Genomic DNA, 13,225 nt, shown 5'->3' on the forward strand with positions numbered 1-13,225 from the left:
ATCACACCACCAGCACAGATTTCGCCAGGTTAAACAGCGCGCGGCGTTTATCCAGCCCGTTACGTCCACCATTGATAAGCAGCGTGACGCGCTCCACGTCGCCGGAATGGAGCAGGCAACCGCGAGACGAATAGAACCATGCAGCTGAGCGCGCAGCGTAATCATCTCGCTCCAGCAATTCGGGATACGACACCAGATCCAGTTTGAGCGCCTGACCACAACTGTGATAATTGCTCAGCCCGGTGATTTGCTTCAAACCACGACCGCGATATTTCCAGCCATGGCCTGCTGACTGATTGCCCAGGTGTTCTTTACCCCACTCACCGCCGTACACCAGATTAGCGATCGCTTTCTGGTTAGCCGGATGAGCTGCCGTTCTGCCAAGTGCGGCGGCCTGCTGTGGAGTGATGCGGTGGCTGCCGAACGTAGGTACCAGGTTTTCTGCCGCGTAATTCAGATTTTCCACAACACGGGTAAACCTGGTGCTTTCATGCCCCATCTGGGCAATAAACATGGCCTGGTCAAGCGGTGCTGTGATGCCGTATTCCTTCATGGCAGCGTCGATATGTGGAAACCAGCGCGCAGCTAACCCGGCGCTGATACCAGCCGCCTTCTGAAATTGTGATTGGTTCATTAGTGCCTCAGTGCATCAATCAGGCGCGCCATGTTTCCCCGTGCCCAGAGAAGAGCAGCGCAAATCAGAACGTTCACAAGCACCACAAACCAGTGCGATTCGTGATACAGGCCAAACAGGTAACGGAAAGGGACGCTGGCATAAACCAGCACCGTGAAATAAGCCATCAGCGATATCAGTGGACGATGTCTCGCCCCTCCACGCTGGTAGAACATGAGGGCAAGAACGATTACCCCGCAGATGATGGCATTCGCCATTGCACTCGGATCACTTGTTACCATTGCTGGTCCCTCCTCCACGTAAACGAGAGAGAATTCCAAACAGGCTACCCAAATCCTGGCTGTTGACGAACGTCAGCAGCTTAATCGCAATAGCGGCTACGATTACCGCGCCCAGCGCATCAAGTGGCCTGTCGCTATACCCCGTCCATTTGGAGAAGTAAGAGCCAAGAAGTGGAGCGCCAATAACGCCGAAGATGAATGAGGTGATGAAGTAGCCCACCAGCTTAAGGCGGCTGATATTAACCGCCGTAGCGACATAGAACACTGCACCAGCGAATGCGCCAAACACCACACCGTAATCAATACCGGTTGCCAGGCCAAAGATACTGGCCCCCATAAGACCACCAGCCGCTACCGTAGCGCCAGAAACAGGATCGGACATTTAGCCCCCTCTTTTTGCCGTGAGTCCTCTCAGAACGAGGGGAAACAAAAAAGGCCACCCGGAGGCAGCCCTTAAAATAAAAAACCCGCAGCAGTGGCGGGTTTATGTTTTGATTTGTTGCTCAGTACGCTTTACTGTCCCGAGCCTACCACAATTTAAGCACTTTCCTGCTCACTCTGCAACGTAAATCTGTCGCTATTTGTGGCGAATGCGTCACAAAGTGGTGCGTAAAGGATCGATTCTGCAAGACTAACCCATGTATCAATACGACGACGGCATGTAATAAGGGTCCAGCCGGGGTGTTTTGAATTAAGCTCTTTAGCCATCTGGAGTTTGCTTTTACGCAGACGATGACGATCAACAATCACACTATACAGCCCATGGTATTCTTCGTTCATCAATATCGCAGCAATAACGCCGTCAATCTTTAGCCCCTCCTCGTCTGAGCAGAACGCCAGGCCAGTTTTGTTTTTACTGTCGAGAATTTCACGAAGGTATGCTTCCAGCTCGGGTTTAGTGATGCCGGATTTCTTCATGCGGCGCAGCGCATCGTTGATGGCGGATTTGGTTATTTTCCCGGATGCCAGCAGCTGGTTGAACATGTTTCCGCCCGAGCCACCACCGATATAAGACCAGCGGCCCCACATGCGGAGCTTTCCCTGTACCCAGATACTTTCGAGAGTGCGAAGGCGAACCAACTCGCCGGATTTGCCTACTTCTGAAGGATTGATCATTTGCGTCTCCACTTACGCCAGTACGCCGATTTCCAGCGCACGATCTAAAAACCGAAACAACAGCACCAACTGGTCGCCGTATTTCGCTTCAAATGCCACAGGATCAGCGTGTAACTCGTCGTGATGCGCTCTGCACAGCGGTATCACAAACAGGTCATGCGCCTTAGTACCCATTCCACCCTGCCCGTGGCCTATCAGGTGGTGGGGGTCGTCTGCCGGGTTATTGCAGCAACTGCACTGCTGCGACTTCACCCAGCGGGTGTATTTCTCGTTTTCCCAGCGTCGGCGCTTTGGCCTCAGCATGAAAGATTCCGGCGTTTCAGGATCGACCTTCACCGCCACTATCTTTTTTTGCCTTCTCCTGAAAGATTTGCGTAGCCGGTAATGACGGGACAATGTCGCTTTCCCTCATCACTGAACTGTGCTGTTCTGGCTTGATTCTGAGTGCTTTACTCGCCACTGATTCAGGAACAAGGTCAGCCAGATCATTACGTACCATCCACCAGCAGAACTCAGGAAGCGAAAGAGTGTGGTCAGGGCTGAAACCTAAATCAATATTTACCCTTTCCAGCAGCCATTTTACCAGGTTCTGCATGGCAATTCCTGCCAGTCTTTCAGTGGTTTGCTCACGTAAATGGTTATCACACGACCAGCAAAGACGAATGCTCCCCGGAGCGTGGCGCATTATCGTAAAGTCACTGGCATGCCAGTCAGTGTGAGGCCACTGGCATTCAAATTTTCTCTCCAGCCAGGCATCAAGGCTACTCAATCCACCGGCTCGCTGAATGACCCTCTCGTTAACGAAAATAGCCTGCATATTGGCATCGTCAGTCAGGGGCTGGTGGGCTTCAGGGATTAATCCAGATGGCAGATGCTGTATGGCTTCGGATGGTGGCTCAATAACTACCCTTCCCTGACGGAATAGCCAGAGCAGTTCGGTACCAGGGCGGAACAGAACCACCCCAGACATCGGCGCAATTTCAGGCGTCAGTATGGCTCTCACCCAATTCCCCCCATTGTTGGTTGATGCCTGGTTATCGATATTTCTACCCTTCCGCCATGCACTTTAGGTCCCCACTCCACCAGCATTCTCTGCACCTGGCTGTCATCCTCCCAAATGCCAGCATGCGTAAGCGCATCAAACAGAGCCTTGTTGTAGTTGTCGATGTCGCGGCGGCGGGCATCTGGCGGAAAGAGAAGGATCTCCACCGCAGCTGGTGATGATGATGGTTTTGGTAAGCAACGCAGTTGCTCAATGATCGCTGCACATGCCGCGCTCTGGTATGCCCTGCCCTTCTCGCTGATAAGATGGCGGCCTTTTAACGGCCCCTTGTTTGGGGCTCGCCAGTATGTGTTTACGCTCGGTGGGAACGGGAGCACCAGTTTCATAAACTCACTCCCTGTTTTTTCAGCCATTCAACAGCGTTATCTCTGGCCTTGTCTCCGCCGGATAGCAGGTCTTTGATGATCGTCACTGGTTCTGCATCCCATTCCGTTTTGACGACGGTAATGCCCCTGGCTGCGCCAGGAGCAACAGTGATGTAACCCTTTTTCTTAAGTGACTTCACGTGCGCTACAGCAGCGTTCGGTGATGCGCAGCCAATTAATCCGGCAAGCTCCAGCATCGTAGGTGGGAAGCCAGCCTTTTCGATATGAACCTTGATAGCTTCGAACACTTCATTCTGACGCGGCGTTAATTCGATCATGACTCGACTCCATAACGCCCGTTCAGGCGTCCGATTACGCTGTTGAACATCACCAGGCTTACACCCATCGGTTTAACCTTCTCGTGGTACTCCTTCAGGATCGGAGGCACTACGACATTCCAGCTTGGCTTTGGCTTCTGCTTTAGGGCTTTTTTGATGGCATCGTTGCATTGACGGGCTACATCACGCACAGCGTTCTCATGCTCGGTAGATAGTTTTTTCATGCGGCGCGCTCCTGTAGTTTTTTCATGGGAACGGCAACTGCCGGTATAAGCTCAACAGCTGGTGATTCAGATTGATTTCCCCAGTGGTCCCAGCCAGGCGCACCGCAACGGCTGAATAGTTCGATGCGTGGAACATCACCGTAAAGCTTCTCCAGACGGAAACGCGCCTCTGCTGGCTTCTGGCTGTGCTCACCGAGTGGACTGTAGATAACCTGCTTAATGCTGGCGCACTTGCGTTCCAGTCCATTTCCCCTGGTGGCGATTAGCACGTCTTCGGTATTGGCTCGGGTGTAGTTCCCGCCGTTCATGCGTGTTTGTACGTTCAGCAGGTCGAGGAAGTCGTAAAAATCCTCCACACGGCCTGCCTGAAGTGCTTTGTTGATGTGCTGCTCTGCCAGTGGATTGAACTTTACCCAGGTAAAGCCCTTCATCGTGCGGACCTTAAAGCCCCACGCTTCAGCCAGCTCGATAGCCTCTCGGGTATGGGTTCCGGTAAACCACATAGCCAGAACTGCATCATCGGCAGCCAGGTCCCAAACCGGCAAGCGCTTCATGTCGATCAGTTTCATCGTGTCGTAGTGATCTTCTGCTGCACCGTTACTGGCTTTGTTGTCATAAAGCCAGGCTGGGTCGGCATAAATGAGTGAGTATTTCCCGGTCATCGCGTTACACCTCAAAAGCAAGTTGTGGCGTGAACCGATCGCGTTCTGCGTCGTAATTCAATGAACTTGCGGAGTTAAATGATTCAATGCGTTCAACCAGCACCGCCGCGCGGGTTTCTTTGCTGGCTGGCGCGTAGGCTGATTTATCCCACGACTTATCTATTCCGATGTTGCGCGCAACGTTGGTGCTGTCAGCTGACGACAGCGGGATGTGAGTGAAAATATCTTTATTCAGCATGCGAAGGCCATGAAGCTTGGTAATCGGATAGCCATTTGAATCGACTACGTGGCGTATAAGGTCTCGCAATTTTGCCCGGCAGGCTCGAGGTCGCTTTGCATCGTATTCACCCATGCTACCGATGCATACCCTTGGGAATTCATGACACAAGCGGATGAAACGTTCGTCAGGCTCGTTGAAGTGATAGACTGGCGCGCCGACGACTTTGCCATGCGGCCATTCAGCTATAAGAGCATCGTTCTCTTCACTGGTTCCTCCGATTACATCTGGAATAACTGCAAATGCGAAACGAGGATGATTCATCCACTCCTTAACGAATTCGTAATAGTCGAACCAGTTAACTGGCTGGCCCTTATTCCAGAAGCTAAATGCACCGTTATCCAGCGCGAAAGACTGGGTGACTTCGCTGGCCAGGGCTATTTGGCCGGGGTTAGCGAAGGAGATGAAAGCGTGCCTGCCTTTCCATGCCTTCAGCGCGCATGTGTCCGGTGTGATTGGTCCTCCGTGGTAGTGGATCATCAGACATTCCTCGCTCGGCCAGCAAGACACCATGCATCAGAGGGTGCTTTAACTTTCGGCGCCATGCTCAGGCAACGCTGACGCTCAATCAGTATCTTCATCCGCTGCTCTTCGTTCTTAGAGCGATTGAAGGCATCCATCAGAACCGTGGCTGCACGCTGGTAGAGACCTTTTTCAAACAGGCCTTGAGCCTTATCCATCATTGTGGTCACAGCCGGATTCAGACCTTCTTCCTGTTCTGGTACAGCTGGTTTATCAGCCCGGTTGATTTTCAGTGCAGAACGCCCCTCGCCAATCTCCCCACCCGGTGCTTTGGCAAAATACTGGTAGCACTTACCGTTATGCTGGCGGGTTGCGCGATTCAGTTTGACCAGATGGCATACACCGCGCTGAACAGCGTGAACGTCGTACTGGGGCATTGATGCCGCAATATCTTTGTTCGTTAAGCCAGGGTTAGTGGCGATGAAAATCTGAATGTCTTTCAAGAGGCTCATGGCTTAGCTCCTCTGAAACCTGCTGGGATTGCTTTATCTGGCCCGCCGAAGGTAAGGGAGTTTTTCTTACGTGCTGCATCCCAATCTTCGCGTTGTGGTCTGCCCTTCGCATCCCAGCGAGTTGCAATCTGTAGGTAGCCTGGGAAGTTTCCGGGGGTGAACAAAGTTTTTGGACGCATGTACTGGTAATCCTTTAGTCCTTTCCAGTGCTCGTGCTTGTAATCGACCACCAGCATGAGTTCTTCGGGAGTGAAGCCCTCGCGAAGTCTTGCGCGGATGTTATCCAGCGACGCAGGGCAATTCTGGAAACGAGAACCGCTCACCTGGTTGAGATGTTTCAGTACCAGTCTGGAATTTTCAGTCAGCAAAACTTCAGGATCAGTCTTCTTGCCAGCACTCTCATCGTCGGGTTGCGGGGCAACCTGACAAGAAGGTTTTTTATCTGATGGATCAGTAGTTGATTTTACTGACGGATCCCCACCAGATTCTGACGGGTGAAAACTGCCATTATTACTGTTTTTCGACGCATCAAATTTTGACGGGTCGGATTTTGATGCATCAGATTTTGACGCGTCAGATTCTGACAGGTGAGAAAAGGCAGAATCACGGAGCTTTTGGACGTTCAGCTGATAAACGTTGGATGCATTACGGTTTCCCTTACGACGCTGCTGGCGAGTCAGCCAACCGTCTTTTTCCAGCTGAGAAATAGCTGTGCGTACCGTGCTCTCACCAGCACCAATCTGGCGCGCGATGGTAGCAATGGAAGGCCAGCTAACCCCTTCATCACTGCTGAAGTCTGCCAGACGCGCCATGATGGCAACGCTGGACAGCTTCATGCCAGAAGCGGCGCAAGCGTCCCAAACGTAACCTGTTAATTTAGTGCTCATGGTCGTCCTTTAACTCTGTAAATTTACGCTGGAATTGCTCAAGAGGGCTGAAGCACTCATGATCGTACCCTTCGCGAAGGTATATAACGCGTCGGGTTTCAGGCTCCCATCTGATGACGTGGACGGTGATGCCTCTTTGGTCTCTGAATCGCCGGTCAACTTCAGCCATTCCTCACGCCCCTTCTCGTTCATCAGTGCAAATGCCTCTACCATCGCGTTCTCAGGCTGGTAGTTGTTCTGATCCGCCTGGTTGTTTAATCTCTCCACATAGCCGAACGGGGAATCTTTTCCCACCAGAGGAAGGCATCTGAATTGCTTCGCTGGTCTCAATCGGTTTAAACTGTTCATGCGTTAGTTTCTCCACTGAATACGACACGCCACGACGCCCGGAGCTGCACACTCGCGGGCGTCACTTCTTTTGGCTTTTCTTACGGCTAAACAGCGCGACAATCGCGCGGATCTCTTCTTCACGCGCTGCCAGATGACGGCGGTGATATTCGTTGATTTCTTCAGCTTCATGACGTTCGATTACTCCATCTTCGAGAGCTCTCTGGATCACGGTATCAACACGTCCACGCGCTGCTGACGTTCTCATGGCACGATCAAAAAGGTCGACACGATCAAGGTCTTCAAGTTGAGGAATGTCCACCAGCAGCGCACCACGACGACGGGCAAAGTAATCTGCCAGGAGGGACGTATTCGAGATATCTTCCATGGCCTCCAGCTCGTTCACTTCGAAAAACCGGCAGCCATTCTTCTCATACAGGTTGTTATTGAACTGAGTTACTGACATGCCAAGAGCACCGGCCATAGCCTCACGGCCACCGGGATACGCTTTGCACATCGCTTTCACTACTTCTTTCAGGCTTGGCTCTACCATGTTGATTTTCCTTTTGTAGTTACTTTCAAGCAGCTGAATCTGTAGCCTTTTGGTAAAGGCTCGCATCGTACTTAAGCTTGCCTTTCGTAATTCGCTCGATGACGAACGCTTGCTTTTGAGGGATGACTTCACCCCATCGGCAAACTGCCGGGTGGGAAATCCCAAGGACACTGGCGGTTTTTGATACGCCGCCGAAGTGCTCAATGACTTCTGATTTACGCATGGTTCCTCCTGGTTAACTCACGCCTTAAAGGTAACAAAAGGTACATCAAATAGCAAACAACAGTTACAAGGAATCAATGTAACATTGGTTACATGAAAACAGAGATGAAAGACCGAATAAGATCCCGACGAGTCCAGCTCGACATAACACAGCAGACCCTGGCTAAACGCTTAGGCGTCAGCCGTGTTTCCGTAACTAAGTGGGAGAGCGGTACAACCAAACCTGATGGTGAGAACCTCCACCAGCTGGCAATGGCGTTGCAGACAACTCCAGAATGGATTCTTTACGGTCAGGGTGAGGAAACGCAGGACGATACTAAAGTTGTTCCGTTCCTTAAGCCCCCAACGGCAGTCCCCATTATCTCGGCTGTTCAGGCTGGTATGTGGACTGATACTTATGCATGCTCAAGGCTTTCTGATGTGATTTCATGGACACAAACCACTGCAAATGTTTCTGATGAAGTATTCGGATTGGTTGTTCGTGGGGAGTCTATGACTAACCCTCATGGGCTTCCATCAATCCCTGAAGGTTCGATCGTTATTGTTGAGCCTCATTATGGCCAGCTGGATGACCTTTACGGAAAAATTGTAGTAGCGATACTTGACGGCTCAGCTGAGGCGACCGTTAAAAAGCTTGTATGGGATAGTCCTTTTGCATATTTGATGCCACTTAATCCTGCCTTTAAACCCATCCCAATAGACGGTAATTGCCGGATTGTTGGGAAGGTAGTTCAGATAACCCAGAACATCTAAGTTATTCATTCCAAATGCCAGATATTCTTCTGGCATTTTTTTCGCACCTTCAGGTAACAAAAAGTACATTCACCGCTTGACCATTATAGTAACTAAAGGTACATTTAAATCACACCACGGGTACTGACAGTTACCTGTGGTGGTGTGGTGGTAAGTAGTACGGCATATGGCACATGTGCCGCAGCGGTCCGGGGATTCCTTGCATTACTTTTTCCAGATCCAGCGGGTAGCCGGAATGTGCAAGCCAGGCAAGCACGACGGCCAGAGACGTTTCACCAGCGTGGCGATCAGGTGACAGCCCAGACGATATCTGAGTGGCTATAAAAACAGATGGGAGCCGGTGGAATCCCGGCACACAACATGAAAGCGCACTCCATCAACTATCGGTTGTGGATGGCAGGTAAATAAACGAACGGAGTGCGCTTCCAGTTGTGTTAACCGTAGTAGCTGTACCAGATGCTGTGTGTAGTCTTAGCGGTCGGCAGTTTTGAATGTCCTTAATGTCGACCGCCCCTTTTCACAACTGAAAGCGCGTTCTGCGTTCAACTTGAGAGGCCGTAGTCGTTAAATCAACTCAGGAGAACGCGCTCTCAATTGTGGAGAAGCTGACTGGCGGTGGCGGCCGCCCGTTTCACTAAGTGCCCTGGTTGGGTGCTTACTAAAACGAACACCCTTAATTTTTTGTCGCCAACCGGCGAGGGATTCGTGCAACCAAAATTCAGGGTGAATTTCCACTGGAGGAACGATGAACCACCTCGAATTTATAGAGAAGAACGTGAGGGAACAGCTGATTAAACAAGGCTTTTCCTCTTCGGTGGCTCAGAGGGGGGGCGTGGCAAGCACTTGATTTGTATAAGCGAATGTCACAAGCCAGTAAGAAGGGCGCAATTTTCGACGATGTAATGAGGCACGCAAAAGCCTGGGCAGACAAGCAGGTTTCAAAGGCTGAAGTTACCAAGCGGAAACGAACCTCCCCTAAAGATCAAGGTGGCCTCTTCTAAGTTGTAAGGCCAAGAATTCAGCGCTGTGCAGAGCGCATATAACACGGAGAAACTATCCATGACGAACACACAGAACGTCACCGAGTTACAACCACGCATGACCCGGGAGCAGCTGATCGACGCAGCACGTAAGGCAGCACCTCTCCTTCCGCCAGCTTATCGCGGCATTATGACCGAACTGGCTAACCGCCTGGATATTACCAGCGTCGCGCTTTGCGAAGCGATGGCTCAGCGTAAGGAACTGGCTGTTCAGAACGCTACCTTGCGTGAAGATGTCTCAAGCTGGGCCAAAGAGTGTGACCACATTGTTGAACGCCACACGAAGAGCAGAACCAATATGCATTTACTGGAAGCCCAGCGAGAACTGCGTGAGTTGTCTACCGTCGTCGTTTCCCAAAATAACGAGGTGGCTCTCTAATGGCTAACTCATTCAAGCAAATGACACGTGACGGGACCATCAAGCGCACCGATACCGGGATGTTCATCAGCCTTGACCAAATCCATGTGCGTGAAGGTTTCAACAAACGCGAAGATGATGAGCGTACCCGCCAGGCAGATGATGACCTCTTCAACTATCTGATGAACGGTGGCTCCGTTCCCCCGCTGGAGGTTATCGCCCGTGATGAAGGTGGAGTGTGGGTTGTTGAAGGCCACCGTCGGCGTCGCTGCTATGCGCGCTGTGCAGAAGCTGGTAAGCCAGTAGACCGCATCCATATCATGCCGTTCAACGGTAACGATGTTCAGCGCCTGGCGCGCATCATGACCAGTAACAACCAGCTCCCGCTATCCGATATGGAACAGGCAGCTGTTATTCAGGAGCTTCATAACGCCTTCAACCAGACCACCAGCGAGATAGCAAAACTGGTCAACAAGTCTGTCCCTACTGTCGAAAAGCTTCTGCTTCTTAGCACAGCCAATCACGACGTTCAGAAAGAAGTTAAGTCCGGGACCGTGTCTGTAGATGTGGCCGTTGACCGAGTAAAAGAGTTTGGCGAAAAGGCCGGTGAGGTTCTTCAGAAGGATAAAGCTTCTGCTGCCGCCAGGGGGAAAAAGAAAGTCACCCGCAGCGTTATAGCGCCGGAGATTAGCGTTAAGAAAGCGCGCCGCCTTGTTGAGTTGATAAGCCTGGCCGGGATAAGTGACACGGGCGTCATCTCTCTCGAAGGGTTGGCGCATGCAGAAGCCATGGAAATTATCGACGAGCATAAAGCCATAGCTTCACAACGTTCAGGAGCACCAGCATGAAATTGAATTATGAAGAACTTGAAGCCAAGTGCGCAGCGCTGGCTGCGGAGAATGCGGGGCTGAAGGACTTTGTCAAAACCTGTTTCCGCGCAGCGGCTGATGGTGCATCGCTGGATGGTGCTGATATTCAGGAGCTTGGCGAACGTCTTGGCTTGTTTGGACGCGAGACGTATCAACCAGCGTTGCACGGCTACATCTGCGGTCATGAGGCTGGAGAGGACACCGTCTATGTCATGAAGAAAACCCCAGAAACCTCTGCTTTCCTGGCTGAAGTGCGGGCGCAGGGTGTGGAGATGTTTGCCGCACATAAGCGAGAACGACAGCAGGCTCTGCGTAGCCGAAGCATGAGGATGTCTGAAGAAGCTGCTGGCATGGCTGCTGATGCTGAGAACTTCGCTGACGAGCTTCGCAAAGGAGTGCAGTCATGAAACTGAAAATGCACACGCCGGACGGAACGGTGATTGTCGAAAGTAATCTGGTAACGCAGTTCTACCCTGATTTCGATAGCGGCGGCGAGCTGACCACCATCGAAACGGTATCGGCAACAGGAGAAACCTTCTCGGTTAAAGTAAAGCACTCGTTTATGCATGTGACTGGCGCGCTGGCTACAGCCTGGAGCGTTGACGAAAAGAAAGCAGAAGGAGCCGCCCAATGAGCAACATCGACAAACGCGCGTTACTTGAAAGCGCAGAAAGCACAATCAACATTCTGGAAAACATCGCCGGCTTCGAACCATCTGATATCGACGTCGACACCGTAGAGCTCCGCTTTGAAACTGAGGACGGATTCGATACCGGTTGTGACGTGAGCATTGTTGACCAGTGCCAGAAAGCCGCCGATGTAGTTCAGGCGCTGCTGGAGGAGCTGGAGGCTAAAGACAAGCGCAACGAACGCGCACTGTCGCTCCTGAAAGATGCCAGCCCGGAAAACGTCTGGGAAATTATAGGGCGCCTGAAGGTTGTTATCAGTGGCGATTATCGTAGTGAAGCTGAAATCGCAGCCGCAGCCGGTAAAGGAGAGTGAGCATGTCAGTAGAGCTCAAAGATAAACGCCGTAGTGGGCAACGCATTCCCGGCCTCGGACTCGCTAATGGGACGTGGTTTGCAGTTCTGGATATTCCAGGAATGGAAAAGCTTGTCAACCAACAGCATACCAATGACCCGCTTGATGTGACGCCAGCCAAAGCGAAAAAGATGGCGGATTTGGTCGTGTCATGGACACCACCGGAGGGCTGGTCGGGAGATATGGCTGCCGAGATGAAGGGCTACATCGTCGAGTTTCTTCGTGGTTGCAACGGATTCAGGAGTCATTAACCCATGAGCACTATTACCAAAGAATTCACCAAAGAGCAGTTACAGCAAATTATCGAAACTGACCACGTTCAATGTGGTGAGGCTTCGGTGCTGGCGCGTATCGCGCTGGCATCGCTCGAAGCGGAGGCTGTGTGCGTCATCGACCAGTCCAATCTTGATTATCTCAAATCGGGATCTGATGCAGACGTATGGCCAGCATCGAGAACAGAGATGGGTGATGTGCTTCTGTATCGCTCTGCCCCGCCAGCGCCGGTATCTGTGCCTGATGGATACAGGTTGCAACCATTTTCTGAATATGACGCAATGTGCGCCGCCATGCTTCAGGGTTCCGAACCTGTAACGACGACTAACAAGTTGCCAGAAGAAACCGGTTCATCTTTGCAATTGCGTAATCTCATCCGTCAGCGCCATGCTGAGTGGTCACAGGCCACGTTCGGTGATGTTGGTCCTGTCGGCCCGCTCAAGCATCTGTCGAAAGAGGCACTCGAAGCAGCAGAGGAACCTGATGATCTCAGTGAGTGGGCTGACATGCAGTTCTTATTATGGGATGCACAGCGCCGCGCCGGTATCAGCGATGGTGAAATTACAGCAGCGATGGAAGAAAAGCTGAAGGTGAATATGGCGCGCCAGTGGCCAGAGCCGAAAGACGGCGAGCCGCGACTGCATATCAAAGCAGCACCGCAGCAGGAGGTGAAGTGATGCCTAACCCATTCGATTTTGTGATGTTCGTGCTGCTGGCAATCGGCGCACTTCAGCAAATGGGGTGGCTGCCATGGTGAGCAAACTCAAACAGCGGCGCCTGCGCCGTCTTAAATCCGATGTTGCCTGGTGGAAAGGTGAAGCATCGGACCTGTACGCCAGAGTCATGGAGCAGGCAGACGAAATAGCCGAACTCCGCAGGCTGGTTATCCGCGTTCCGATGCCAGTAATTATTTCAAAGGAGATGGCCAACCAGCTTTATAACAACGAAACGAAAAGATGTCGTACCTGCAATGATGGCCTCCGTGGTGGGTGCTCATCATGCATTTTCTATAAAAGATAGCCGGGTGC

General features: G+C 51.8%; 22 protein-coding genes and 2 pseudogenes. 9 read left to right on the forward strand and 15 right to left on the reverse strand.

The features are described from left to right. Position 1: 1 nt before the first annotated feature. The 15 genes and pseudogenes from SK53_RS06770 to SK53_RS06840 all read right to left on the reverse strand — a co-directional run bounded on the left by SK53_RS06770 (position 2) and on the right by SK53_RS06840 (position 7,864). Complete coding sequence (locus SK53_RS06770; RefSeq protein WP_048208888.1) at positions 2 to 634, reverse strand: glycoside hydrolase family 19 protein; 633 nt, start codon at positions 632 to 634, stop codon at positions 2 to 4. Beyond that, complete coding sequence (locus SK53_RS06775) at positions 634 to 915, reverse strand: phage holin family protein (RefSeq protein ID WP_045338888.1); 282 nt, start codon at positions 913 to 915, stop codon at positions 634 to 636. The genes SK53_RS06770 and SK53_RS06775 overlap by 1 nt, the downstream gene beginning before the upstream one ends. Beyond that, entirely contained in the window at positions 902 to 1,297 is a 396-nt protein-coding gene (locus SK53_RS06780; RefSeq protein ID WP_032103826.1) for a phage holin family protein, read from the reverse strand. Before SK53_RS06780 ends, SK53_RS06775 begins: the two co-directional genes overlap by 14 nt. A gap of 155 nt (positions 1,298 to 1,452) precedes the next feature. Beyond that, entirely contained in the window at positions 1,453 to 2,031 is a 579-nt protein-coding gene (locus SK53_RS06785) for a DUF1133 family protein (RefSeq protein WP_048208891.1), read from the reverse strand. Positions 2,032 to 2,043: 12 nt separating this feature from the next. Then, positions 2,044 to 3,034 (reverse strand): annotated as a pseudogene (locus SK53_RS06790) (DUF968 domain-containing protein). Then, positions 3,031 to 3,420, reverse strand: coding sequence for a RusA family crossover junction endodeoxyribonuclease (locus tag SK53_RS06795; RefSeq protein WP_022650833.1), 390 nt, complete (start codon positions 3,418 to 3,420; stop codon positions 3,031 to 3,033). Before SK53_RS06795 ends, SK53_RS06790 begins: the two are co-directional and overlap by 4 nt. Beyond that, a complete protein-coding gene (locus SK53_RS06800) occupies positions 3,417 to 3,737 on the reverse strand; it encodes a LexA family protein (protein WP_023315875.1) in 321 nt (106 codons plus the stop codon). The genes SK53_RS06795 and SK53_RS06800 overlap by 4 nt, the downstream gene beginning before the upstream one ends. Next, positions 3,734 to 3,961: a hypothetical protein gene (locus SK53_RS06805; RefSeq protein WP_022650831.1), complete on the reverse strand. Its 228-nt coding sequence runs from the start codon at positions 3,959 to 3,961 to the stop codon at positions 3,734 to 3,736. The genes SK53_RS06800 and SK53_RS06805 overlap by 4 nt, the downstream gene beginning before the upstream one ends. After that, a complete protein-coding gene (locus tag SK53_RS06810) occupies positions 3,958 to 4,623 on the reverse strand; it encodes an MT-A70 family methyltransferase (RefSeq protein ID WP_048208893.1) in 666 nt (221 codons plus the stop codon). The genes SK53_RS06805 and SK53_RS06810 overlap by 4 nt, the downstream gene beginning before the upstream one ends. Before the next feature lie 4 nt (positions 4,624 to 4,627). After that, positions 4,628 to 5,380 carry a hypothetical protein gene (locus SK53_RS06815; RefSeq protein ID WP_048208895.1) on the reverse strand — a complete coding sequence of 251 codons (753 nt, stop codon included), beginning with the start codon at positions 5,378 to 5,380 and terminating at the stop codon, positions 4,628 to 4,630. Continuing rightward, a complete protein-coding gene (locus SK53_RS06820; protein ID WP_048208897.1) occupies positions 5,380 to 5,874 on the reverse strand; it encodes a hypothetical protein in 495 nt (164 codons plus the stop codon). The genes SK53_RS06815 and SK53_RS06820 overlap by 1 nt, the downstream gene beginning before the upstream one ends. After that, positions 5,871 to 6,761 carry a conserved phage C-terminal domain-containing protein gene (locus tag SK53_RS06825; protein ID WP_048208899.1) on the reverse strand — a complete coding sequence of 297 codons (891 nt, stop codon included), beginning with the start codon at positions 6,759 to 6,761 and terminating at the stop codon, positions 5,871 to 5,873. The genes SK53_RS06820 and SK53_RS06825 overlap by 4 nt, the downstream gene beginning before the upstream one ends. Further along, a complete protein-coding gene (locus SK53_RS22605; RefSeq protein ID WP_075262513.1) occupies positions 6,751 to 6,930 on the reverse strand; it encodes a DUF4222 domain-containing protein in 180 nt (59 codons plus the stop codon). Before SK53_RS22605 ends, SK53_RS06825 begins: the two co-directional genes overlap by 11 nt. Before the next feature lie 240 nt (positions 6,931 to 7,170). Continuing rightward, on the reverse strand, positions 7,171 to 7,641 hold the full coding sequence (locus SK53_RS06835) for a YmfL family putative regulatory protein (protein ID WP_023305901.1): 471 nt from the start codon (positions 7,639 to 7,641) through the stop codon (positions 7,171 to 7,173). 25 nt (positions 7,642 to 7,666) lie between these two features. Beyond that, complete coding sequence (locus SK53_RS06840) at positions 7,667 to 7,864, reverse strand: Cro/CI family transcriptional regulator (RefSeq protein ID WP_016530206.1); 198 nt, start codon at positions 7,862 to 7,864, stop codon at positions 7,667 to 7,669. A 92-nt stretch (positions 7,865 to 7,956) separates the two neighbouring features. Here SK53_RS06840 and SK53_RS06845 point away from each other — a divergent pair, with 92 nt between their 5' ends. The 9 genes and pseudogenes from SK53_RS06845 (at position 7,957) to SK53_RS06890 (ending at position 13,217) form a co-directional block, all read left to right on the forward strand. Continuing rightward, positions 7,957 to 8,616 (forward strand): LexA family protein, encoded by a 660-nt coding sequence (locus SK53_RS06845; RefSeq protein WP_172657808.1) that lies wholly within the window; start codon positions 7,957 to 7,959, stop codon positions 8,614 to 8,616. 1,059 nt (positions 8,617 to 9,675) lie between these two features. Next, a complete protein-coding gene (locus tag SK53_RS06850) occupies positions 9,676 to 10,035 on the forward strand; it encodes a hypothetical protein (protein WP_048208902.1) in 360 nt (119 codons plus the stop codon). Then, positions 10,035 to 10,862, forward strand: a complete 828-nt coding sequence (locus SK53_RS06855; RefSeq protein WP_048208903.1) for a hypothetical protein — start codon at positions 10,035 to 10,037, stop codon at positions 10,860 to 10,862. Before SK53_RS06850 ends, SK53_RS06855 begins: the two co-directional genes overlap by 1 nt. Further along, complete coding sequence (locus SK53_RS06860) at positions 10,859 to 11,290, forward strand: hypothetical protein (RefSeq protein WP_053070163.1); 432 nt, start codon at positions 10,859 to 10,861, stop codon at positions 11,288 to 11,290. The genes SK53_RS06855 and SK53_RS06860 overlap by 4 nt, the downstream gene beginning before the upstream one ends. Continuing rightward, positions 11,287 to 11,517 carry a hypothetical protein gene (locus SK53_RS06865; protein WP_048208905.1) on the forward strand — a complete coding sequence of 77 codons (231 nt, stop codon included), beginning with the start codon at positions 11,287 to 11,289 and terminating at the stop codon, positions 11,515 to 11,517. Before SK53_RS06860 ends, SK53_RS06865 begins: the two co-directional genes overlap by 4 nt. Continuing rightward, the gene (locus SK53_RS22610) at positions 11,514 to 11,885 is read left to right on the forward strand and encodes an ead/Ea22-like family protein (RefSeq protein WP_075262514.1); all 372 of its coding nucleotides are present in this window, start codon (positions 11,514 to 11,516) and stop codon (positions 11,883 to 11,885) included. Before SK53_RS06865 ends, SK53_RS22610 begins: the two co-directional genes overlap by 4 nt. Before the next feature lie 2 nt (positions 11,886 to 11,887). Then, on the forward strand, positions 11,888 to 12,175 hold the full coding sequence (locus SK53_RS06875) for a DUF7739 domain-containing protein (protein ID WP_048208907.1): 288 nt from the start codon (positions 11,888 to 11,890) through the stop codon (positions 12,173 to 12,175). A gap of 387 nt (positions 12,176 to 12,562) precedes the next feature. After that, a pseudogene (locus SK53_RS24040) lies at positions 12,563 to 12,847 on the forward strand (dATP/dGTP pyrophosphohydrolase domain-containing protein); the annotation flags it as partial. Positions 12,848 to 12,947: 100 nt separating this feature from the next. Then, positions 12,948 to 13,217 (forward strand): hypothetical protein, encoded by a 270-nt coding sequence (locus tag SK53_RS06890; protein ID WP_023315860.1) that lies wholly within the window; start codon positions 12,948 to 12,950, stop codon positions 13,215 to 13,217. Positions 13,218 to 13,225 lie beyond the last annotated feature (8 nt).

The sequence above is a fragment of the Enterobacter sp. MGH119 genome (assembly GCF_001037675.1).
Lineage (GTDB): Bacteria > Pseudomonadota > Gammaproteobacteria > Enterobacterales > Enterobacteriaceae > Enterobacter > Enterobacter hormaechei_C.